This is a genomic window from Micropruina sp. (genome assembly GCF_047606365.1).
GTDB lineage: Bacteria > Actinomycetota > Actinomycetes > Propionibacteriales > Propionibacteriaceae > Micropruina.
In genome coordinates, this window is sequence record NZ_JASGEN010000103.1 from 1 (window position 1) to 23053 (window position 23053).

20 protein-coding genes are annotated in these 23053 nt (G+C 70.2%); 12 read left to right on the forward strand and 8 right to left on the reverse strand.

Features of this window, described 5'->3' with window-relative positions:
• On the reverse strand, positions 1-582 hold a 582-nt coding region (locus QM624_RS11415), incomplete at its 3' end, for an NAD(P)-binding protein (RefSeq protein WP_415091865.1).
• A 28-nt stretch (positions 583-610) separates the two neighbouring features.
• Entirely contained in the window at positions 611-1717 is a 1107-nt protein-coding gene (gene hemE, locus QM624_RS11420; protein ID WP_415091866.1) for a uroporphyrinogen decarboxylase, read from the reverse strand.
• 62 nt (positions 1718-1779) lie between these two features.
• Between hemE and QM624_RS11425 the strand changes: the two genes are divergently transcribed.
• Positions 1780-3015, forward strand: coding sequence for a glutamyl-tRNA reductase (locus tag QM624_RS11425; protein ID WP_415091868.1), 1236 nt, complete (start codon positions 1780-1782; stop codon positions 3013-3015).
• Between the two features lie 78 nt (positions 3016-3093).
• On the opposite strand, the gene QM624_RS11430 is transcribed toward QM624_RS11425, so the two are convergent.
• Positions 3094-4593, reverse strand: coding sequence for an FGGY family carbohydrate kinase (locus tag QM624_RS11430; RefSeq protein ID WP_415091870.1), 1500 nt, complete (start codon positions 4591-4593; stop codon positions 3094-3096).
• Positions 4594-4753: 160 nt separating this feature from the next.
• On the opposite strand from QM624_RS11430, the gene QM624_RS11435 reads away from it, so the two are divergent.
• From QM624_RS11435 to QM624_RS11445, 3 genes are all read left to right on the forward strand, one after another.
• Positions 4754-5569 (forward strand): HAD-IIB family hydrolase, encoded by an 816-nt coding sequence (locus QM624_RS11435; protein WP_415091872.1) that lies wholly within the window; start codon positions 4754-4756, stop codon positions 5567-5569.
• 1 nt (position 5570) lies between these two features.
• Entirely contained in the window at positions 5571-6839 is a 1269-nt protein-coding gene (locus tag QM624_RS11440; RefSeq protein ID WP_415091874.1) for a RuBisCO large subunit C-terminal-like domain-containing protein, read from the forward strand.
• A 203-nt stretch (positions 6840-7042) separates the two neighbouring features.
• Positions 7043-7390 carry a GIY-YIG nuclease family protein gene (locus QM624_RS11445; protein WP_415091876.1) on the forward strand — a complete coding sequence of 116 codons (348 nt, stop codon included), beginning with the start codon at positions 7043-7045 and terminating at the stop codon, positions 7388-7390.
• A gap of 44 nt (positions 7391-7434) precedes the next feature.
• On the opposite strand, the gene QM624_RS11450 is transcribed toward QM624_RS11445, so the two are convergent.
• The 3 genes from QM624_RS11450 to QM624_RS11460 all read right to left on the reverse strand — a co-directional run bounded on the left by QM624_RS11450 (position 7435) and on the right by QM624_RS11460 (position 10218).
• Positions 7435-8208: an HAD-IA family hydrolase gene (locus QM624_RS11450; protein WP_415091878.1), complete on the reverse strand. Its 774-nt coding sequence runs from the start codon at positions 8206-8208 to the stop codon at positions 7435-7437.
• Positions 8205-9071, reverse strand: coding sequence for a class II fructose-bisphosphate aldolase (locus tag QM624_RS11455; protein WP_415091880.1), 867 nt, complete (start codon positions 9069-9071; stop codon positions 8205-8207). The genes QM624_RS11450 and QM624_RS11455 overlap by 4 nt, the downstream gene beginning before the upstream one ends.
• Before the next feature lie 103 nt (positions 9072-9174).
• Positions 9175-10218, reverse strand: a complete 1044-nt coding sequence (locus tag QM624_RS11460; protein WP_415091882.1) for a zinc-binding dehydrogenase — start codon at positions 10216-10218, stop codon at positions 9175-9177.
• 126 nt (positions 10219-10344) lie between these two features.
• Between QM624_RS11460 and QM624_RS11465 the strand changes: the two genes are divergently transcribed.
• Together QM624_RS11465 and QM624_RS11470 are read left to right on the forward strand one after the other, a co-directional pair.
• Positions 10345-11889 (forward strand): FGGY family carbohydrate kinase, encoded by a 1545-nt coding sequence (locus tag QM624_RS11465; RefSeq protein ID WP_415091884.1) that lies wholly within the window; start codon positions 10345-10347, stop codon positions 11887-11889.
• On the forward strand, positions 11886-13226 hold the full coding sequence (locus QM624_RS11470) for an iron-containing alcohol dehydrogenase (protein WP_415091886.1): 1341 nt from the start codon (positions 11886-11888) through the stop codon (positions 13224-13226). Before QM624_RS11465 ends, QM624_RS11470 begins: the two co-directional genes overlap by 4 nt.
• On the opposite strand, the gene QM624_RS11475 is transcribed toward QM624_RS11470, so the two are convergent.
• Entirely contained in the window at positions 13204-13956 is a 753-nt protein-coding gene (locus QM624_RS11475) for a GntR family transcriptional regulator (RefSeq protein WP_415091888.1), read from the reverse strand. The two genes, QM624_RS11470 and QM624_RS11475, sit on opposite strands and share 23 nt — an antisense overlap.
• A 145-nt stretch (positions 13957-14101) precedes the next feature.
• Between QM624_RS11475 and QM624_RS11480 the strand changes: the two genes are divergently transcribed.
• From QM624_RS11480 to QM624_RS11505, 6 genes are all read left to right on the forward strand, one after another.
• A complete protein-coding gene (locus QM624_RS11480; RefSeq protein WP_415091890.1) occupies positions 14102-16279 on the forward strand; it encodes a thiamine pyrophosphate-dependent enzyme in 2178 nt (725 codons plus the stop codon).
• A gap of 3 nt (positions 16280-16282) precedes the next feature.
• Entirely contained in the window at positions 16283-17572 is a 1290-nt protein-coding gene (locus QM624_RS11485; protein ID WP_415091892.1) for a dihydrolipoamide acetyltransferase family protein, read from the forward strand.
• 49 nt (positions 17573-17621) lie between these two features.
• On the forward strand, positions 17622-18623 hold the full coding sequence (gene dhaK, locus QM624_RS11490) for a dihydroxyacetone kinase subunit DhaK (protein ID WP_415091894.1): 1002 nt from the start codon (positions 17622-17624) through the stop codon (positions 18621-18623).
• Positions 18624-18678: 55 nt separating this feature from the next.
• Positions 18679-19854, forward strand: coding sequence for an AI-2E family transporter (locus tag QM624_RS11495; RefSeq protein ID WP_415091896.1), 1176 nt, complete (start codon positions 18679-18681; stop codon positions 19852-19854).
• A 92-nt stretch (positions 19855-19946) separates the two neighbouring features.
• Complete coding sequence (locus QM624_RS11500; protein WP_415091898.1) at positions 19947-21062, forward strand: hypothetical protein; 1116 nt, start codon at positions 19947-19949, stop codon at positions 21060-21062.
• A gap of 1 nt (position 21063) precedes the next feature.
• Complete coding sequence (locus QM624_RS11505; protein WP_415091900.1) at positions 21064-22308, forward strand: NAD(P)/FAD-dependent oxidoreductase; 1245 nt, start codon at positions 21064-21066, stop codon at positions 22306-22308.
• On the opposite strand, the gene QM624_RS11510 is transcribed toward QM624_RS11505, so the two are convergent.
• Complete coding sequence (locus tag QM624_RS11510) at positions 22206-23030, reverse strand: DUF4253 domain-containing protein (RefSeq protein WP_415091902.1); 825 nt, start codon at positions 23028-23030, stop codon at positions 22206-22208. The genes QM624_RS11505 and QM624_RS11510 overlap by 103 nt on opposite strands.
• Positions 23031-23053: the final 23 nt, after the last annotated feature.

Sequence of the window (23053 nt, forward strand, 5' to 3'; positions counted from 1 at the left end):
CCCCGCGGGGACGGCGTCCGCGGCCTGGGTGACGGCCGCCCGCAGTGGCGTCCCGGCGTCCAGTTCTGCCGCCAACCCGGGCGCCAGGTCGGCCACCCGCACCTGGTCGGGCGCCGTCGAGTAGACGCCGCCGACCAGCGGGGTGACCAGGTCGTCGAGCACCCGCTGCCCGTAGCCGGCCCGGACCACCTCAGCCAAACTCCCGGACGCCGCGCGCGCCGCCGGCACTTCACCGACCACCGCCTGCACGTCGCCCGCCCCGGGATCGGCGGGTATCCCGAACACCAGGCGTTTCGGGATCGGATGTGCCCCGGACGCGGTCTGCAGCCAGGCGCCGCCCGGCGCGGGCTGCGCGATCCGATCGGCGGCACCCAGGTCGGCCAGCAGTTGCGCCACCGCCCCACCGCGCACCGAGTAGCCCTCGGCGCCCACGTCGAGGGCAAGGTCATCCACAACGACCCGGTCGAGCAGTCCGCCGGGTCGTTCACCGGCCTCGAAGACGGTCACCGCGCAGCCGGCCCGGGCGAGTTCCCAGGCGGCCACCAGCCCGCCGGCACCCGCACCGACGACGATCGCCTTCATCGCCCCATCCTGATCAACGTCTGTCTCATCAACGACTGTGCACGTGGTCGACGATCCGGGTGAGCACCTCGGGATCCGCGCTCGGCGGCACTCCGTGACCCAGGTTGAAGACATGCCCCGGTGCCACTTCGCCGCGACGCAACACGTCGTCGACGGCATCCCGCAGCACCGGCCAGGGAGCCCCGAGCAGCGCCGGGTCGAGATTGCCCTGCACCGCGGGACCGGTCGGCATCCGGCGCCAGGCCTCGTCCAGCGGGGTGCGCCAGTCCACCCCGATGCAGTCGACGTCCAGGTCGAGGACCCCGTACAGCTCGCCCGCGCCGACCGCGAAATGCACCAGCGGCACCGGGCGGCCACGATCGTCGGTCAGGTCCCGGACGGCGTCGAAGGTCTTCGACGACGCCGGTGCGACATGCGCGCGGTAGATCGCAGCGGGCAGCGAACCGGCCCACGAGTCGAACAGTTGCACCGCGGACGCCCCGGCCAGCACCTGGCCACGCAGGAACCGTCCGGAGAGTTCGGCGCACCAGTCCAGCAGCCGCGCCCAAGCGTCCGGGTGACGGTGGATCATCGCCCGGGCGGCCAGGTGGTCCTTGCTGGGTCGTCCGGCGACCAGATAGGCGGCCAGGGTGAACGGCGCCCCGGCGAACCCGATCAGCGGATCCCGCCCGTCGTGCAGCAGTCGCAACGCCATCACGCTGCGCCGCACCGCTTTGCGGATCGGGTCGAGCGCGTCGTCCAAACCTTCCGGCGGATGCTCGGCGAGCAGAGCATCGACGGCCTCCGGGGTGTCGACCGGCGCGGCGAAGACCGGGCCGACACCGGGTTCGATCTCGACCGGCACCCCGGCGAGTTTCAGCGGCACCACGATGTCGGAGAAGAAGATGGCGGCATCCACGCCGTGCCGGCGTACCGGCTGCAGGGTGATCTCGGCGGCCAACTCGGGGTCGAGGCAGGCGTCGAGCATGCGGCGGCCCACCCGCAACTCGCGATATTCGGGCAGCGAACGCCCGGCCTGACGCATGAACCAGACCGGGGTCGTGTCGGGCCGCTCACCCCGGTAGGCACTCACCAGCCACGACGAGGCGGTGTCGGTGTTGAGCGGATGCGTCGCCGGCAGCACTGTCGTGGTCACATCAGCACCCTATTCTCCGTTGACACCGCCCACTGCCGTTATCCGAGGTCTATGCTGGCGCGGTGCTGTTGTGCCTGACCGCGAGCCATCGCACCCACGATTTCGCCGCTCTCGAGCAGTTGAGCGGTGATGCGGGGACGGCGCTCGTGGACGCCCTGCTCGCCGCCGACGGCGTCGCGGGCAGCATCGTGCTGAGCACCTGCAACCGTTTCGAGGTCTACCTCGATGTCGCGCCGCACACTCTGTCCAGCATCCAACGGCTGCGCGGTCCGCTCACCCTGCTGCGCGGCGAGGAGGCGGCACGGCATCTGTTCGGCGTCACCGCAGGGCTGGAATCGGTGGTGATCGGCGAGCCCGAGATCACCGGTCAGGTGCGGCGGGCGCTCAACCGTGCCGAGAGCCACGGCACCGCCACCCCTCGGCTGCAGCGGATCTTCTCCGACGCGCTGGCCACCCGGCGGCTGGTGCGGGAACGCACCGGTTTGGGCGCGGCGCGTCCGTCGCTGATCCGGCTGGCCCTCGATCTGGCCTCCCATCGGATCACCGATTGGGCCGAGCAGAAGGTGCTGCTGGTCGGCACCGGCCGCTACGCCACCTCCTGCCTGGAGGCGTTGCGTGACCGGGGCGTGCAGGCGATCTCGGTCTGGTCGCCGTCCGGACGCGGCGCCGGTTTCGGTGCCCGGCACGGGTTGCACCAGGTCAGCGGCCACGCGGTGGCCGCCACGGCGAGCGCCGCCGATCTCATCGTCTGCTGCACCACCAGCCCCGAACTGGTGGTCGGTCCCGCCCTGTTCCAGGGCCAATGCCCGGTCACCGCCCACGCCGCGGCGCAATGCCCGGTCGGCGGGCCGCACAGCGGCCATCGCCGCCGGGTGGTCGTCGATCTGGGGCTGCCGCGCAACGTCGATCCGCAGGTGGTCGACCAGCCCGGTGTGGAACTGCTCGATCTCGAGGCGATCAAGCTGCACGCCCCGTTGCACCATCTCGCGGTGGCCGACGACGCCGAGGCGATCGTGCGGCAGGCCGCCGCGGCACACGCCGAGGACGCCGATTCGGTCGGGCCGGCGGTCGCCGCGCTGCGTTCCCATGTCGGCGACGCGCTCGAGGCCGAACTGACCCGCGTCCGTCGGCGCTACGACCCCGAAACCGCCGAGAAGGCCGAAGCCGCGTTGCGGCATTTCGCCGGCGTGCTGCTGCACGGTCCGTCGGTGCGGGCCCGTGAGCTGGCCGGTTCCGGACGCCGCGACGAGTTCCTGGACGGCCTGTCCGCCGTCTTCGGCATCGAACGTCCCGCCTGATCCCATCCTTCGCCGGCGACGACGAAGGGCCCACAAGCACCCAGGGGAATGGTGCTCGTGGGCCCGTCGGGAGCCGCGTCAGCCTTGCGGCAGCTTCTTCGTCCAGCCCTTGGTGAGCTCACGCGCGGCCACCCAGCCGGCGTACAGGCCGTCCGCCTCGTCGCGGCTCATCTCGGGCTCGAACACCCGCTCGACCGCCCACATGTTCGACAGGTCGTCGAGCGAGCTGTAGACGCCGCTGGACAGGCCGGCCAGCAGCATGGCGCCGAAGATCGTCGCTTCGTGGTTCTTGGGCCGGATCACCGGGACGCCGAGGATGTCGGCCTGCATCTGGCAGAGCAGGTTGTTCTTGACCGCGCCGCCGTCCACCCGTAGTTCGGGAATGGTGACGGCGTTGTCGACGGTGGCCGCCTCGACCATGTCGCGGGTCTGGTAGACCATCGACTCCACCGCGGCCCTGATGATGTGCAGCCGGGTGGTGGCGTTGCTGATGCCGATGATCGCAGCCCGGGCGTAGGGGTCCCAGGTGGGCGCCGAGAGGCCGGTGAAGGCCGGTACCAGGTAGACGCCGTCGGTGCTCTTCACCTGACCGGCGTACCACTCCGAGTCGGGTGCGGCGTGGATCAGCTGCAGGTCGTCGCGCAGCCACTGCATGGTCTTGCCCTGGGCGAACAGCACGCCCTCGATCTCATACGACGTCTTGCCCTGCACCGTCCAGCCGACGCTGGGGGTCAGGCCGGGGATCCGCTGCGGCTCGGTGCCGCAGTTGATGTTCAGCACGCCCGCGGTGCCGTAGGTCATCTTGCACTGACCCTGCTCGAAGGCGGCCTGGCCGAACAGGCCGGCCTGCTGGTCGCCGAGATCCGAACCGATCGGGATGGGTGCGCCGAAGCTCGACTCGAGGTCGCCGAAGTGCGCGTCGCTGGGCAGGATCTTGGCCAGCATGCTCCGCGGAATGCCGTAGTGGCCGAGCAGTTCCTCGTCCCAGTCCAGCGTCTTGAGGTTCATCATCATGGTCCGCGAACCGTTGGACACGTCGGTGACGAAGGACTCGCCGCCGGTCATGTTCCACATCAGCCAGGTATCGATGGTGCCGGCGAGCAGTTCGCCGCGCTCGGCCCGCTCCTGGGCGCCGGCCACACGGTCGAGGATCCAGCGGATCTTGGACGCCGAATAGTAGGCGTCGGGGATCAGGCCGGTGCGCTCTTCGATCAGACCGCCGATGCCGTCGGCGACCCACTTCTCCACCACGTCCACGGTCTGCCGGGAGGCCCAGACGATGGCGTTGTAGATCGGCTCACCGGTCGACTTCTCCCACACCAGGGCGGTCTCGCGCTGGTTGGTGATGCCGGCCGCGGCGATGTCGGCCGGGGTCACCTCGGCCGAGCGCAGCGCCGCCCGCATCACCTCGAGCTGGGAGGCCAGGATCTGCTTGGGGTCATGCTCGATCCAGCCGGCCCGCGGATAGTGCTGGGTGAGTTCCTGCTGGCCGAAGCCGACGACGGTGCCGGCTTCGTCGATCACGAACGAGCGCACGCTCGTCGTCCCGGAGTCGATCCCGAGGATGTATTTGGTCATGGCTCCCCTTCACATCAGTGTGGTTGGGTTGATTGGGTCCCTGGGCCGCACCATCGCGGTCGCCCTCGGGCACACCTTAGGAAGGGTTCACTGAACAGGTCAACCCTTGAACATACTTGTCTATACCTGTAGCCTCCGTGATTCCCCGGGAAGGAGCTCCATGCTGGATCACCTCGACCTGTCCGCAGTGCGCGCAGTGGCGCTGGACGTCGACGGGACGCTGGCCGGCGCCGACTCCCTGGTCACCCCTCGCACGATCCGCGCGCTGAACGCGGTGAGCCGGCTCGACCTCCCGGTGATCCTGCTCACCGGACGCACCCGCCACAACGCCATGGACATCGCTCGGCGGGCGGAACTGCCGCACCTGGCGATCGCCTGCAACGGCGCGCTGGTCTTCGACCCGACCACGGACGAGGACCTGGCGGTCAACCCGATGGCGCCGGCCGACAAGCGGGCATTCCGGGAGCTGGCCGACGACCTCGGCCTCGACCTGACCTGGTGGACCCGGGACCATCTGTACGTGGCCGCCGACGGTCCGATGCGCGAGACGATTCGCGTGCTCAACCACGAGGACGCCGAGATCGGCGACCCCGACGACATCGACGACGCGGTCGTGCTGAAGATGATGGGCTGGGCACCCAACGACCGGATGGACGAGGTCGCCGACGAGATCCACCGCCGGCTGCCCGGGGTGCAGCGCTCGATGGACACCATCGTGGAGTTCGTGGACCGCGAGTCGACCAAATGGCACGCGCTGGAGTGGGTGCTGCAGCGCTACGACATCGCCCCGGACGACGTGCTCGGCGCGGGTGACGGCGGCAACGACGTCGGCTGGTTGAGCCGGATCGGCTTCCCGGTCGCGATGGGCAACGCCCGGCCCGAGGTGCATGAGGTGGCCCGCGGCGTGGCACCGTCCAACGTCGACGATGGCGCCGCGCACCTGCTGGAACGACTGGCCGCGGCGCACGGGGCCTGACATGGTGGCGCGCGCGATCCTTGCCGAACTGGCCCGCGAGGGCGACTACCTGCTGGCGAGCTACGCCCTGGAGTTGCCCGCCGACGTCGACCCGTGGGCGCGGATCTCCCGGTTCGCGGTCGGCCAGACCACCGGCACCTGGGTCGAGGTGCCCGGGCTGACCCCTGAGCTGCGTGAGCGGCACGAGGGCCGCGTCGTCCAGGTGCTGCCGATGCCGCCCGCCGACACCACCACGCATGCCGATGGTGGCCCGGTCGGCTACCTGGCCACCATCGCCTTCCCGACGATCAACTTCGGCGCCTCGCTGCCGCAGCTGCTGAACGCGCTGATCGGCAACGACGCCTCCACGTCTTTGGAGGCGAAGCTGGTCGACCTGCAACTGCCCGGCGAGCTGGAGCGGGCCTTCGGCGGGCCGCGGTTCGGGGTCGCCGGGCTGCGGGAACTCACCGGAGTCGCTGACCGTCCGCTGCTGCTCAACATGCTTAAGCCGTGCACCGGGCTGCCGCCCGAGGTGGCCGCCGAGATCTTCGAGGCCACCGCGCGCGGCGGGATCGACCTGATCAAGGACGACGAGCTGATGGGCAACACCGACTATTCGACGGTGCTGCGCCGGGTGGAGCTGTTCACCGCGGCCGCGGAGCGCGCGTACGCGGCGACCGGAGTGCGGACCATCTACCTGCCGAACATCACCGACCGTCCGGACCAGATGCTGGCCACCGCGAAGCGAGCCGTGGACGCCGGCGCCCGGGCCCTGATGGTGGCCTACACCACCGCCGGGCTGGGTGCCGTGGAGATGCTGGCCGACGAGGTCGGGGTGCCGATCCTGGGCCACTTCGCCGGCGCCGCCCCGCTCTACGAGGGGCCGCGCACCGGAATGAGCGCCCCGCTGGCGACCGGGCTGCTCCCGCGGCTGGCCGGCGCCGACCTGGCATTGCTGGTGTCGCCCTACGGCGGTTACCCGATCTCACGGCTGCAGTACCTGCGCACCGCGCAGCAGCTGTCGTTGCCCCGTCCGCACCTCAAGCCGGCCTTCCCGGTGGTCGGTGGCGGCGTCCACCCCGGCACCGTGCAGCGCTTCATGGACGAGCTCGGCCACGACATCGTCCTCGGCGTCGGCGGCGCCATCCAGGGCCACCCGGACGGCGCCGCCGCCGGCGTCCGAGCCCTCCGGCAAGCCGTCGACGCCGCCCTGACCGGCCTCCCCGCGTCCGAGGCAGCGAACGACCACAAGGAACTAGCGACCGCGCTTAAGCTCTGGGGCACCCTGTAGCGACCGTCACCGACGAGATCCCGGCATTCGCCGGGATGACGGACGCCGCGGATATCGGACCCGCCGAGTGACGGAGCGGCCCACCTCGTCATCCCGGCGAACGCCGGGATCTCCGCCTGTGGATAACTCTCGATTCCAGCCATTGTTGTCGGTAGCAGCCCGTAGCGTCCCGCCAATCGATGCCGCTACGAAAAGGAGTCGCTGTGAGTCGCGACGCTTACGTGTATCTGATGACCAACAAGCGGAACACCGTCCTGTACATCGGGGTGACGAACGACCTCGTCCGACGGGTCGCCGAACACAAGCTCGGTCTGCAACGAGGGTTCACCCAGCGCTACCAATGCACCAAGTTGGTCCATTTCGAAGCAGACGACAGCATCGTCGCGGCAATCCAGCGGGAGAAGCAGCTCAAGAACTGGCGCCGGGCATGGAAGGACGAGCTGGTCACCTCAACCAACCCCAGCTGGACCGATCTGGGCCCCGACATCGGCGTGACTCCCGAGATCCTTGCGTTGGTTGCCCGCCGAGATCCCGGGGCAAGCCCGGGATGACGAGACCGGCGACCCTCACCGTCATCCCGGCGAACGCCGGGATCTCAGCCCGCCGACCGGGCGATTCGTTCGAGCGACTCCAAGCCGATCACGCCGCGGTCGTCGCGGACGTCGTCACCGGCCAGGACGGTTGCCGGGCAGCCGGGCTCGCCGAGGTTCTCGACCACCACGACGGCGTCCGGGAAGGGGTCGTCGCGGGTGAAGTGGCTGACCGTGACGATGTGCGCGATGCCAGCGGCGGCGGCGGCCTTGGCGCCGCTCTCGGAGTCCTCCACCACCACGGCATGGTCGGCCGAGATGCCGAGCTGGTCGAGGGCGTACAGGTAGATGTCGGGTGCCGGCTTCTTGGCCGGGACGACGTCGCCGCCGAAGATGCCGGCCAGCCGGTCGCGGGTGGCCTGACCGAAGACGGCGACGGCGACGGCCTCGACGCTGGGCACCGCGGAGGTGGACGCGATCGCGACCTGCCAGCCGGCGTCCAGGGCCTCCTCGACCAGCCGCTTGATGCCGGGACGGCCCGGGATCCGGCCGCTGTTGACGATCTCCTGGTAGTCGCCGCTCTTCTGCTTGTGCACCTGGGCCAGCAGGGCGTCCAGGTCGTCCGAACCGGGCAGCTCGATCTCAGGATGCTGCGACAGGTAGTGCCGCATCCGCTCCTTGCCGCCACCCACCTTGAGCAGGTCGGCGTACTCGTCCTCGGACCAGCGGAACGGGTAGCCGAGCTCGTCGAAGGTCTGGTTGAAGGCGACCAGGTGGCCGTCCTTCTCGGTGTCGGCCAGGACGCCGTCGCAGTCCAGGATCAATGCGTGCTCGCTCACCGGGAGACGTCCTTACCGCTCGAGTGGAAGATGTCGGCGAAGCTGACGAACAGCTCCTTGGAGGCGGCGATCATCGGTTCGAAGAGCTTCACCGGCTCCCATTTGTTGCTGGCCTCGCACTGCTTCAGGTACTCCAGCGCGGTCTTCATGTAGGCGTGCTTGAGGGCGGTGGAGATGTTGATCTTGGTCACGCCGGCGGCGATGAACTCGTCGAACTCGGCGTTGCTGAGGCCGGTGCCGCCGTGCAGCACCACCGGAATGTCGTGCAGCGCCAGGATCTGCCGCACCCGCTCGGGCAACAGCACCGGTTGTGCGGTGTACATGCCGTGCGCGGTGCCCAGCTGCGGCGCCATCAGATCGGTGCCGGTCTCCTTGGCCACCTCGACCAACTGTTCGACGGTGTAGGAGTGCCGGGACTCGTCGGAGCCGACGCCGTCCTCGACGCCGATGATGTTCTCGATCTCGCTTTCCACGGTGACCCCGGCGGCGTGTGCCTCGGCGACCACCTCGGCGGTCTCTTTGCGGGCCTGCTCCAGGTCACGATCGGACGCGTCGAACAGCACCGACGACCAGCCCTGCCGGATCGCCAGGCTGATCACCTCGCGGTCGGGGCAGTGGTCCAGGTGCAGCGAGACACCGACGGAGGCGTTCTCGGCAGCCTCCTTGGCCGCGAAGTGCAGGACGCCGGCGCCCGCCGACTTCACCGTCTTCACCGAGGTCTGCAGGATGACCGGCGAACCCACCGAATCGGCCGCCTCGACGACCGCCTTGATGGTCAGCGGGTCGACGATGTTGATCGCGGGGACGGCATAGCCCCTGCCCTTGGCGGCGGTCACCAGATCCAGCGTGTTGACGTAGGGCATGGGCTCCTCCAGATGACTTGTCGGGTCCGACGGTGGACGACACGTATGTACAACTATAGACAACTTGGCCGGGGGCTGACCAGCCTTTGACTAGCCCAATGATTCAGCCGAGGGCGGCGCCGCCGACCTCGAAGACGACTTTGCGGCCCTGTCCGACCAGTTCCAGGCCGGTCTCCCACTCCTCCAGCGGGAGCACTTCCGAGATGAACGATTCGGCGTCGATCCGGCCGTCGGCAAGCAGCCGCAGGGCGGTGCGATAGCTCTGCGCGTTCTTGCCCCGTGACCCGATCAGCTCCAGTTCGCGGTTGACCAGCAGATCGAAGTCGACCCCGACCTCACCGTGGTAGAGCGCGACCAGGACCAGCCGTCCGCCGCGCCGCAACAGCGGCTGCAGGTCCCGCGGCCAGCTGTTGGCCGCCGAGCACTCGAAGGCGGCGTCGGCGCCGTAGCCGTCGGTGAGTCCGTTGACGAAGCCGGCCAGGTCGGTGTTGTCGACGTCGACCACGTGGCTGGCGATGCCGCGGTCCAGCGCCCCGGCCAGGGCGGCGGCGTGCCGGGAGCGTCCGATCAGCACCGTGGTGGCGCCGACACCGGTGGCGACCGCGCTGGTCAGTGCCCCGATCGCACCGGGACCGGTGACCAGCACCAGCTGCCCGGCCAGCGACGGGCTGCGCTCGATCACCGCATGGACGGCGATCGACAGCGGCTCGGTGAGCGCCGCCGAGAGCAGCGCGACGCCGTCCGGCAGCTTGTGGACGGCCAACTCGCGCATCACCAGGCTGTCGGCCAGGGCACCGTCGGCGGTGGTGCCGATGCCCTTGCGGTACGGGCAGCGCTGGAACTGCTCGGCCCGGCAGTACAGGCAGGTGCCGCACAGGTAGGCGTCCGTCTCGAAGGTGACCCGGTCGCCGACCGCCAGATCACCACGGAGATCCGGCCCGAGTCCGGCGATCACCCCGGACGCCTCGTGGCCCAAGGTGCGCGGGATCAGTCCGCCATAGCGCCCGTCGAGGGCGGCCCGGTCGGTGCCGCACACCCCGGCGTAGGCGACGTCGATCAGCACCTGTCCGGGGCCGGGCTCGGGACGGGGCACGTCCCGCAACTCGATGTTGCCGGGACCGGGGGCGTATTTCACCAGGGCGCGCACCCGCATTTCGTACCACGGTCCAGCACGCTTGGCCAACGCTAGACATGTCTATACAACTCTGGTTAGCATCGACAACCAACCGCGCGGACGCACCGGGGCGCCCGCCACAGCGGAAGGGACAGCTCAATGCCGCAGTACCTGATGGGGATCGACGCCGGAACCAGCGTGATCAAGGCCGCCATCTTCGACATCCACGGCAACGAACTCAGCCGTGGCGCCAAGAACGTACCCATCGTCAACCCCACCACCTACATGGCCGAAGAGGACATGGACACCGTCTGGGTGGCCGCCACCCTGGCCATCCGCGACGCGATCGAGGGCTCTTCGGTGAAGCCCGAAGAGATCGTCGCCATTTCGGCCACCGGACAGGGCGACGGAATCTGGACGGTGGACGCCGACGGCCGACCGGCCGGGCCGGCCATTCTGTGGACCGACGGCCGGGCCGGTGACCTGATCGACGGCTGGTACGCCGACGGCACGATCAGCCGGCAGTTCCAGACCACCGGCCTCGGCCCCTATGCCGGCACCGCCTCCGCGCTGCTGCGCTGGCGGCTGGACAACCAGCCCGAACTGCTCCAGGGCGCCACCAACCTGTGGTGCAAGGACTGGATCGAGTACAACCTCACCGGCGACCTCTCCACCGATCCCTCGGACGCCTCACTGGCCGGCATCGACGTCCGCACCCGGCAGTGGTCGCTCGAGGTGCTGAACCACTTCGGCCTGACCGACGTCCGCGACGTGCTGCCCGAACTGAAGTCCCCGATCACCCAGGTCGGCGGGATCACCGCCACCGCCGCCGGGCTCACCGGGCTGGTCGAGGGCACCCCGGTGTTCAAGGGCCAGATGGACATCACCGCCTCGTCGCTGGGCGTCGGCGTGGCCCGTCCGGGCGATTGCATGGCGGTGATCGGCACCGCCGGCATCGTCACCGTGGCCACCGACGACCTGAGCGGCACCATCGCCCCGGACGACGTCGGCTGGGTGATCCCGCACAGCCCGACCACCTGGATCCGGGCCATGGGGATGAACTCCTGCACCCCGAACCTGGACTGGTACCTGCGCGAGTTCGGTGCCGAGTTCCGCCACGAGGCGGAGGCGCGCGGCCCCCAGTTCAGCTTCTTCGACTACCTCGACGAGGTGGTCGAGAGCGTGCCGGTCGGTTCCCGCGGGGTGCTCTTCCACGGCTACACCGCACCCGGCGGCGAGCGGGCCCCTTTCGTCAAGCCGAGCGCCCGGGCATCCTTCATCGGCATCACCGGCGCGCACACCCGCAACGACCTGCTGCGGGCCGTCTACGAAGGCGTCGCCTACGGCATCCGCGACTGCCTGGACGCCATCCCGACCGAGGTGAAGACGGTCCGGATGGCCGGCGGCGGTGCGAACTCGGCGGTCTGGTCGCAGATCTTCGCCGACGTCCTGGGCCGCGAAGTCATCGTGCCGGCCGGCACCGAATTCGGCGCCAAGGGCGCGGCGATCGTCGCCGGCGTCGGGGCCGGACTGTTCGACTCCTACGAGCAGGGCGCGGACGCCACCGTGAACATCCTGCGCCGCTACCGGCCGAAGAAGAAGCGGACGGCGCTGTACGACGAGTACTTCGAGATCTACCGCGAGTACCGGACGGCGATGCCGCCGATCTGGGACAAGCTGCAGGCGATCACCCGGCGCGCATGACCGACCTCGACGCGTTCGCGCAGCGGAGTTCCGCCGGCGCACTGACCCGGCTTGCCGCCGGCCCGGCGGCATTGGACGAGATACCGGTGTTGGTGCGCCGGCTGGCCGCACCGGGCGAGCGGGTGTTGTTGTCCGACGACACCGTCAAGACGGCCGCCGACGTCGACCTGCTGTCCTGGGTGGCCGGCCTGGTCGGCCCGGCCCGGCTGGTCACCGCCGGCGGCCCGCACGGCCACGTCACGCTCGACGAGGCCACGGTCGAGGCGGCGGTCGCCGAGATCGGGACTCCGGGCCTGGTGGTAAGCGTCGGTTCGGGCACGATCACCGATCTGGGCAAGGTGGTGGCGGCACGCTCCGGCGCGCCGCTGCTCGCCGTGCAGACCGCGGCCTCGGTGAACGGCTTCTCCGATCCGCTCAGCGTCCTGGTGATCGGCGGCGCGAAACGCACCAAGCCGTCCAGTTGGCCCTCGGCGCTGGTGATCGACGATCGGGTGATCCGCGCCGCCCCGGCTCGGCTGAACCGTTCGGGTGTGGGTGACGCGATCGCGATCTGGTCGGCGCCGGCGGACTGGTACCTGGCCTGCCGGCTGGGGCTGGACGGCCCGTTCGACGACGCGGTGGTCCGTCCGGTGCTGGACGCCGTCGAGCAGCTCGCCGACCCCGACCCCGAGGTGGCCCAGCGGGCGCTGGTGGACGGCCTCACCCTGGGCGGGCTGGTGATCGGCATCGCCGACTCGACCGCGCCGCTGTCCGGGTCGGAACACCTGGTCAGCCACATCCTCGACATGACCGCGATGGCGCGCGGCACCGAGCACGATCTGCACGGCGCCCAGGTGGGTGCCGCCACCGTGCTGTGCACCGCGTTGTGGCAGGAGGTGCGGGCCAGCTGCCGGGTGTTCGACCTGCGCTGGTCCGAGTTGACCTACCCCGACGATCTGGCCGAGCGGGTGCTGGGCACCTGGGCCGAGCTCGACCCGTCCGGACGGCTCGGGCAGGAGTGTCTGAGCGCCGTCGAACGCAAGGTCGCAACCTGGAACGCCGCCGACAAAACCGACTGCGACAAGGGCCGCGGCGAGTTGCTGGAGGCCCTGTTCGGCTATGTCGGCGACCCGGCTCGCAGCGCGGCGACGCTGCGGCATTGGGGTGCCGCCGTCCGATTCGACGAGTTGACCCCGGCGGTCGGTCGCGAGCAGCTGGCCTGGACGCTGTCGGCGCTGCCCTACATGCGCGACCGGCTCACCCTGCCCGACCTGCTGGTGATGTCGGGCGAGTGGACGCCGAAACTGATCGGACGGGTGCTGGACCGCGCCGAAGCTAGCGTTTCCGGGGACCGGTGAGGTCGTAGTCGAACTCGAGCCGCACCCGGTCGCCCCGGAATTTGATCTGGGTGTACTCGAACAGCCGGTGCGAGGCGTCCCTGATCCGCTGTTCGAGCAGCAGCAGTGGGATGCCGCGGCGCACCCGCAGCGCGCTCAGCTCGGCGGGTGAGGGGTTCAGCGACTCCAGGCTTTCGTGCACGTAGGCCATGTCGAGGCCGTAGTCGCGGGCCAGCACCTGGCAGAGCTGCTTCTCGGCGAGATCGTGGCTGAGCAGGCCGGGCGCGAGCGGCATCGGCACGTACGACTTGTGCAGGCTGATCGGGGTGTCCCCGGCGTAGCGCAGCCGTTCGACCATCGACAGCGGCGTGCCGACCGGCACGTCGAGCTCGCGGGCCAGCCGGACGTCGGCCTCCAGCTCACCCGAGTTCAGCATCTCGGTGCGGGTCGAGTAGCCCTGCTGCTCGAGCTGCTCACGGACCCCGTGGTACGACGGGGAGCGGGTGGCGATCTTGGGCTGCGCGACGAAGGTGCCCTTGCCGTGCACCCGGAACACCAGACCCTCGTCGACCAGCTTGCCGAGCACCTGCCGAATGGTCATCCGGCTGATCGAATAGATCTGGTTGAGCTCGTTCTCGGACGGGATGCGCTGTTCCGGTTGCCATTCACCACTGAGGATCTTGTTCCGCAACTCGTCGGCGAGCTGCAGGTAGAGCGGAACAGCCGAGTTCCGGTTCAGGGTGGTGGTCACGCATCACTCCTTGGGGGATCGGAACGAGCATGCAACTTGGCTGTACATGTACGATCATGTCCTGTAGCTTGAGGCTACCTGAGCTTACCTCACCCGTAGTCACCGCATGGATGCGGTGCCCGCGTGCCCTAGGAGGCAACGAAGTATGCCGACCATTGAGCCCTTGCAGCCCTCGGCCGCCTGGAACCAGTTCACCGCCGAGCAGGCTGACTGGGACGCCGCCGATCCGGCCCTGCTGGAGACCATGACGGTGCAGATGCACCTGATCCGGGCCTTCGAGGAGCAGGTGCTCGAGCTGGCCGGCCAGAAGCTGATCAACGGCCCGGCGCACTCCTCGATCGGCCAGGAGGCCGGGGCGGTCGGTTCGGCGCTTCCGCTCACCACCGCCGACCAGATCAACGGCTCGCACCGCGGTCATCACCAGTTCCTGGCCAAGGCGCTCAACGCCGTGGCACCCGACGGGTTCCGGCTGGGCGCCGACTGGACGCCGGACGTGGTCACCGTGCTGTACCGGACGTTGGCCGAGATCGCCGGACTGTCCGACGGCTACTGCCACGGCCGGGGCGGCTCGATGCACCTGCAGTGGAAAGAGATCGGGGCGATGGGCACCAACGCCATCGTCGGCGGCGCCGTCCCGTTCGCCACCGGGTTCGCCAAGGCCCACCAGCTGGCCGGCACCGACGCGGTCGCCGTCACCTACTTCGGCGACGGCGCGAGCAACATCGGCTCCACCCTCGAGGCGCTGAACATCGCAGCCGCCTGGAAGCTGCCGATCGTCTTCTTCATCGAGAACAACCACTACGCGGTCTCCACCACCGACGACGAGTCCACCGCCGATGCGCGGCTCTCCGTCCGGGGCCTCGGCTTCGGCATTCCCAGCTGGCGGGTCGACGGCCAGGACGCGCTGGCGGTGAAGCTGGTGATGGACGAGGTGCTCGCCCACGTCCGCACCGGGCAGGGCCCGGCCGTGGTCGAGGCCGACACCTACCGCTACTTCCACCAGAACGGCCCCTTCCCGGGCAGCGCCTTCGGCTACCGCAGCAAGGAGGAGGAAGCCAGCTGGCGCGACCGCGACCCGCTGCAAATGGCCGAGCGGCACCTGGAGCGGCTCGACATCGCCGACCGCGAGCAGCTGGACGCGCTGCGCCGCGGCTGCAAGCAGCTGATGCGCGAGCTGGCCGGACGGATCACCGAGCCCGACCCGGCCGGACGGCCCGGGCAGCTGCGAATCCGGCCCGAGCTGTGGCCCCCGGCGTCCTTCATCGACGTCGGCATCCGCGGCGACTGGCCGGAGATCGACCCGGCCCGGGTGCGCACCGGCCTGGACTTCGCCGCCGACGAGCTGGCCACCGCGCGGTTCGTCGACGTGATCGCGGCGGTGATGCATCGCCGGATGGAGACCGACGACCGAGTGCTGGTGCTCGGCGAAGACGTCCACAAGCTCAACGGCGGCTCCCGCGGGGCGACCAAGGGCCTGCCGCAGGACTTCCCCGGACGAGTGCTGGGCACCCCGATCGCCGAAGCCGGCTTCACCGGGCTGGGCGGCGGCATCGCACTGGACGGCCGGTTCTACCCGGTGGTCGAGCTGATGTACGCCGACTTCATCTGGGTGGCCGCCGACCAGATCTTCAACCAGATCGGACGGGCCCGGCACATGTTCGGCGGCGACCACGACATGGCCATGCTGATGCGGCTGAAGATCGGTACGACAACGGGTTACGGCTCGCAGCATTCGATGGATCCGGCCGGCGTGCTGTCCACCTCGGTGGGCTGGCGGATCATTGCGCCGTCCAGCGCGGTCGACTACGTCGGTCTGCTGAACGCCGCGATGCTGACCGGCGACCCGGTGGCGGTGCTCGAGCACGACGCCGACCTGTACAAGCTGGAAGGGCCGGCCCCGACCGACCTCGACTACGTGCTGCCGTTCGGCAAGGCGGCGGTGCGCCGCGAAGGCTCCGAGGTCACCCTGATCAGCTACCTGTCGATGGTGCAGCGCTGCCTGGACGCCGTGGAGCAGTCCGGTGTCGACGGCGAGGTCATCGACCTGCGCTGGCTCGACCGGGCCAGCATCGACTGGGACACCATCACCGAATCGGTGCAGAAGACCAACCGGGTGGTGATCGTCGAGCAGGGCGCCCAGGGCACCTCGTACGGCGGCTGGCTGGCCGGCGAGATCGGACGCCGCTTGTTCGACTGGCTGGACGCCCCGGTGCTGCGGGTGCAGGGCGGCGAGGCCGCGCCGAGCATCTCCAAGGCCTTGGAGACCGCGGCCAACGCCAACACCGACGACATCGTCGCCGCCCTCAACGAACTGAAGGGATGACCGATGGCCTTCCTGCTGCGCATGCCCGGTGTCTCGGCCGACGCCGACACGGCACTGCTGGACCATTGGGCGGTCAGCCCCGGCGAGAAGGTGTCGGAAGGCACCGTGCTGGGAACGGTCGAAACCGATAAGGCGCTGGTCGAGATCGAGGCCGACGCGGACGCGGTCGTGCACACCCTGCTGGTCGCCGACGGCACCCGGGCCCCGGTGGGCGACCCGATCGCGGTGCTCTCCGAGCCCGGCGAGGACCCTGCCGTGGCGGCGGGCCTGGTCGCCCAGCTGGGCGGTGCGTCCGAGCCGGAACCGTCGGTGGAGACCATCGCGGTGGCGGAAGACATGCAGGCGCCCGATCCGGAGACCCCGAAGGCTCCCGCGGCACCAGCCCCCGAGACTCCTGCCGCTCCGGCCCGCCGCGCCGGTGATCGCATCTTCTCCAGCCCGCTCGCCCGCCGGCTGGCCAAGGAGTACGGCCTGGAACTGGACGACATTCCGGGCACCGGCCCGGCGAACCGGATCACGAAGAAGGATGTCGAGGCGGCCCGCGCACGAGCTGCCCAGCAGCCCGCCCCGGCCGTCCCCGCCCCCACGCCCACCGCTCCGGCGCCGACCGCCGAGGTCACCCGGATTCCGCACACCCGGCTGCGGCGGGCGATCGCCAGCCGGCTGCAGGCGTCCAAGCAGAACGCGCCGCACTTCTACCTGACCCGCGAGCTCGATCTCGGTCCGCTGCTGGCGCTGCGCGCCGAGGTGAACGCCGCGGCCGAGCGCCGGGTGTCGGTCAACGACCTGCTGGTGAAGGCGGCCGGACTCGCCCTGCAGCGGGTGCCCGAGGCGAACGTCAGCTGGAGCGACGACGAGATGCTGCAGTACGCCGGCAGTGACGTCGCGGTGGCGGTGGCCAGCGAACGCGGCCTGGTCACCCCGGTCATCCGTGGCGTCGAACAGCTGGGCATCACCGCGCTCGCGGCCGCGATCTCCGATGTCGTGACCCGGGCCGGCGAGGGCCGGTTGCAGCAGCGTGAGCTCGAGGGCGGTTCGCTGACCGTCAGCAACCTGGGCATGTTCGGCATCGACGACTTCGCCGCGATCCTGAACCCGCCGCAGAGCACCATCCTGGCCATCGGCACCGCCAAGCCCCGGCCGTGGGTGGACGAGTCGGGTCAGCTGAGCGTCGCCACCACCTGTCGGATCACCGCGTCGTTCGACCATCGCGCTATCGACGGCGCCCTCGGCGCGCAGTACCTGCAGGCTCTCGCCGCGCTGATCGCGCACCCGATTCAGCTATTGATCTGATCCGCCGACCGGGGGCAACGAGGCCGCCGGCAGTCCAAAGGGAGAAGTCATGAAGAAGATCATCAACGACCCGGCCAACGTGCTGGACGAGATGAACCGCGGCTTCGCCGCCGCCTACGCGAACATCGTCGAGGTGCACGAGGACCCGCTCTACGTGTGCCGGGCCGGCGGTGCCGTCCAGGGCAAGGTCGGCGTCATCTCCGGCGGCGGCAGCGGTCATGAGCCGCTCGGCGGCGGCTACGTCGGCAAGGGCATGCTGAGCGCCGCGGCGCCCGGCGCGTTCTTCAGCTCGCCGACCCCCGACCAGATCCTGGCCGCCACCCAGGCCGCGGACGGCGGCGCCGGTGTGCTGCACCTGATCCTCAACTACACCGGCGACATCCTGAACTTCGAAACCGGTGCCGAACTGGCCGACATGGAGGAAATTCCGGTCACCACCGTGGTGATCAATGACGACGTCGCCGTGGAGGACTCCACCTGGACGGCCGGACGCCGCGGCGTGGCCGGCGCGATCGTCGCCTTCAAGCTGGCCGGCGCCGCCGCCGACCGCGGCGACGACCTGGAGAACGTGACCCGGATCGCCGCCAAGGCCAACGACTGGATGGCCACCATGGGCCTGGCGCTCACCCCGTGCACAGTGCCGACGGTCGGCAAGCCGTCCTTCGAACTCGGCGAGGACGAGATGGAGCTGGGCATCGGCGTGCACGGCGAACCGGGCGTGAAGCGCGTCCCTATGATGAAGGCCGACGACATCGTCGACACCCTGCTGGAGGCCACCGTCGGCGACCTGAAGCTGGAGCGCGGCGAGAACGTGCTGCTCTACATCAACGGCCTGGGCGCCACCCCGCTGTGCGAGCAATACATCATGTACAACCGCGCGGCGAACCGGCTGGCCGACATGGGAATCAACGTCACCCGTAGCCAGGTAGGCAATTTCTTCACCTCGCTGGAGATGGCCGGGGCCTCGCTGACGGTGATGCGGCTGGACGACGAACTCACCGAGCTCTACGACGCTCCGGTGCACACCGCGGGCTGGCGCGCCGGCATGTAGCACCACCCGGCCGTGCCTGGCGAAGCCCGGGGGTCCCAGCACTAGACTCCGAGCCGTGAGCGCAGCGACGACCCCCGAGACCCACGGCACGCCCGAGGGAATCCGGATGCTCTATGCCGGGGCCGCCATCGTGGCCTGCCTCGTCGGGGTCTACTTCATCCGCGATGTGGTGGCGCCGGTCTTCCTGGCGATGACGCTGGTGCTCACGGCTCGTCCGCTGGTCCTGTGGCTGAACGCGCACCGGGTGCCGAAGTTCCTGAGCGCGCTGCTCGGCATGCTCGTGGTCTTCCTGGTGCTGTTCGCGATCCTGCTCGCGGTGACGGTGGCGATGATCCAGTTCGTCGCCGCGATGCCGGCCTACGCCGACCGGTTCAACGCCCTGTACAGCCAGGCGTCCACCCAGTTGATGGCCTGGGGAGTGAGTCAGGAGACGATCACCCAATGGGTGACCACCTTCGACTACTCCCGGCTGCTCGGTTACGTCAGCGGGGTCATGGGTCAGGTGGGGTTCTGGGTGACCTTCCTGGGCTCACTGTTCCTGTTCGTGGCGTTCATCTCGATCGACCTGACCGACACCGGCGAGGGCGGCACGAAACTGGCCCGGGTGCGGCCCAACCTGGCGGCCGCGCTGCTCGACTTCTCCTGGCGGGTGCGCAAGTACTGGATCGTCAACACGATCTTCGGCCTCGCGGTCGCCGCGATCAACATGGGCATCCTGACCTGGCTGCAGATCCCGCTGGTGGTCACCTGGGGCATCCTGGCCTTCGTCACCGCCTACATTCCCAACATCGGCTTCATCATCGGCATGGTGCCGCCGGCACTGATGGCCCTGCTGGCCCGCGACCTGCAAACCATGGTGATCATGGTCATCGCCTACGTGGTGGTGAACTTCATCGCGTCGATGGTGATCCAGCCCAAGGTGACCGGTGACGCCGTCGGGCTGAACATCACCACCACGTTCATCTCCCTGGTCTTCTGGTCGATCATCATCGGCCCGCTGGGCGCCATCCTGGCCGTGCCGCTGACCCTGTTCTGCAAGGGCATCTTCTTCGACGCCGACCCCCGGACGCGTTGGCTGTCGATCTTCCTGGGCGGCAATCTGGACAACGTCGTGCCGGGCGCGGCCGAGCCGGTGCCGCCGCTGGAGGCGCCGGCGGTCACCGACGAGCCCGAGGTCGAGCCGGAACCGGAACCCGAGGCCGTGGCCGAACCCGAGGCCGATCGCTCCTGATCGAAGTCGGCGCGCGGACCGGCTGAACCCGTATCAGCACCGGCTTGCCTGCGCTCTGAATGCTCACACGAGCATTCGAGACAGGAGCCGCCGTGAGCGTCGATCTCCACCCGGTACCGCCGGGCCAGCCGGCCAAGAAGTTCGCCTTCCTGGCGCATCCCCGTGCCGACGTGGCCGCCGACATGGGCCGGGTCTGGCGTCCGCTGGGCCGCATCCCCTCGTCCGCCTGGGACTGGGGACTGCGCCGGCTGCCGGTGCCGCCCCAACTGCTGGCCACCATCCGCCGGCACGACACCGCGCCGCAGGCCGGCCCCGACGGCTGGATGCTGGTGGTTCCGGTGGGTGCCCGCCAGCTGCTCACCGAGGACCGGCGCTGGGCGATCGACAAGGTGGAACAGAGCATCGACCGGGCGCAGCAGCTGGGCGCCGAGATCGTCGGGCTGGGTGCCCTCACCGCTCCGGTGACCGGTGCCGGACGGCTGCTGCGTCCGCGGGCGGGCGTCACGATGACCACCGGCAACGCGTTCACCGCCTACCTGACCGTCGAGGCGCTGCGCCGGCTGCTGCCCGCGGCGCCCGGCTCGCACATCGCGATCGTCGGCGCCACCGGCAGCGTCGGTTCGTGCGTGGTGCGGCTGCTGGCCGACGAACCGCTCGGGGCCACGCTGACCCTGATCGCCCGCGGCGAGCGGCGGCTGACCTCGCTGGCCTCGAGCCTGGCCCCTCACGACACTGGCGTCGAGGTGCGCACCTCCACCTCGCTGGACGCCGTCCGCGACGCCGATCTGGTGCTGCTGCTCACCTCGGCCGCCGACGCACTGATCGGGTCGGCGCAGCTCAAGCGCGGCGCCGTCGTGCTGGACGACACCCAGCCCCGCAACACCGATCCGCGGCTGCTCACCGAGCGGCCGGACGTGCTGGTGATCGACGGCGGCGTGGCGGCGATCCCGGGTATCGACGTCCGCGGCGACATCGGCCTGCCGCGCGGGCTCGCCTACGCCTGCCTGTGCGAAACGATGCTGATGGCCTTCTCGGGCCACACCGAGTCGGCACTGGGCGAGGCCAGCGTCGACCACGCGATCCGGATGCGGGACGCCGCCCGGCGCTTCGCCCACCTGGGCTTCACGCTGGCCGAGCCGTTGTCCTTCGGTCGTCCGGTGAGCTGGCCGGAACCCCTGCCCGAGCCCGACCTCGCCGCGGCGGCCTGAGATGGTCACCGAGATCGTGGTGGCCGGCGGCGGCTACACGGGAGTCTGGGCGGCGAGGGCGATCGCCCGAGCCGTCCGGGCCGGAACGCTCGACGGTGTCCGGGTCCGGCTGGTGTCAGCCGCGCCCGAGCACTCCTTCCACGGCTGGACGGCCGAGGTGATCACCGGCCACGTCCGTCCCGAACGGGCTCGGGTGCCGCTCAGCCGGCTGCTGCCCGGCGTCGAGATCATCGCCGGCACCGTGGACGCGGTCGCCGTCGACGAGCACCTCGTGCACGTCACGACCGCCGAGGGGCCCTGCGCCCTGCCGTACGACCAGCTGGTGGTCGGGGTCGGCAGCCGCGACGCCACCGCACCCGTCCCCGGGCTGGCCGAGCACGGCTGGTCGCTGAAGGATCAGGACGGACTGGCCGCACTCCGGGCACACCTGGCCGGGCTGACCGAACCGGAGACCGTGGTGGTCGCCGGCGGCGGGTTCACCGGTGTGGAGGCCGCGGCGGCGCTGGCCCAGCGGCTGCCGGACGCCCGCGTCGTGCTGGCCCATTCGGGCCCGCAGGCGCTGCCGATGCTGCGCCCCCGGTTCGCCCGGATCGCCGACTACGCGGTGGCCCAGGCCCGGGCCTGTGGCGTCGAGTTCCTGCCGGGCGCCCGGCTCTGCCAAGTCACCGCCGAAGGTGCCGATCTCGGCGCGGCCGGCTTCGTGCCGTCCACGACGGTGATCTCCACCATCGGGCAGACCCCGGTCGCGTTGCCCGGCCTGGAGCGGTTCGTGCGCGATCCGTCCGGACGGCTGGTCACCGACCGTCGGCTACGGGTGGCACCGGGCATCTGGGCGGGCGGCGATGTCGCGGCGGTGCCGCATCCCTCCGGTGACGGCCCGTGCCCGGCCAACGCGCTGTGGGCGATCTACCACGGCAAACGGATCGGTGCGAACGTCGTCCGTGCCGTCCAGGGCCGGGCGCCGAAGCCGTTCACCTTCCCCGGCCTGGGCCAGGGCGCGAGCCTAGGGGTGGGTCGGGGCGCCACCGAGCTGTACGGCGTCCAGCTGACCGGATGGCCGGCCTGGCTGGCCCGCTGGTTCTTCTTCCACTGGTTCATGCCGTCCCGCACGGTCGCGCTGCGCACCGCACTGGACTGGGTGACTCAGTCCCACCAGAACGTCCACGCCGGCGAACCGGCGATCTGCTCGCCGTACTCGGCCAAGTCGTCGGTGCCCTGGTCGACGTTGTCGGGACAGAAGGCGTAGTGCTCCGCGACCAGTCGATCGAGGTCGTCGCCCGAACTCGGAACCGCTTCATTGGCCACGCCCAGCACGTCGAAGCCGAGCAGCACCGGCACAGTGCCGAACCGGTCCTCCCAGGACCGCAGCACGACGGTGAGGTCGGCGGGCGAGTGGTGGTTGGTGGCACCCAGCCAACCCAGCCGCGACAGCACGTCGGAGGGCCGGGTGGTCGGCACCAGCAGGATCCCGCCGGAGGGCAGCGTCAACCGGGGCACCTGCACCGTCTCGGAGTCGCTGCGTAACGCCGCCGCCATGCCGGGGAAGCCTGTCGGATACCGCCATTCCAGACCCTCCAGGTCAGGGTCGGACGGCGCCTGCTCACCCGGCAGCACCTCGGCGAAGAATTCCTCCGCGGACCGGACCGGCTCGATCGGGTCGGAGAACTCGCCGTCGCTCCACGGACGCCCCGGGTTGCGCGGGTCGTCGAGCGACTGAACCACCAGCGGCCACAGGCCCGTCTCCGGGAACACCCGGGCCAGCCGCCACCACAGCGCGGTCGGATCGTCCAACTGACCGGCCGACATCCAGGCTCGCTGCGTCGGGGCGGCCGGATCGTCGGAGAATCCCGGATCGGCCGTCACCAGGACGCCCAGCGGCAGGTCCACCCCGGCGATCCTGGTGGGTGCCGTCGGCGGCAGCCGTCCGGGCTCGTCGGAGCGGACGACCAGGGTTTCGCTGTCAGTCATGGGAGCCATCCTCACCCAAGCCT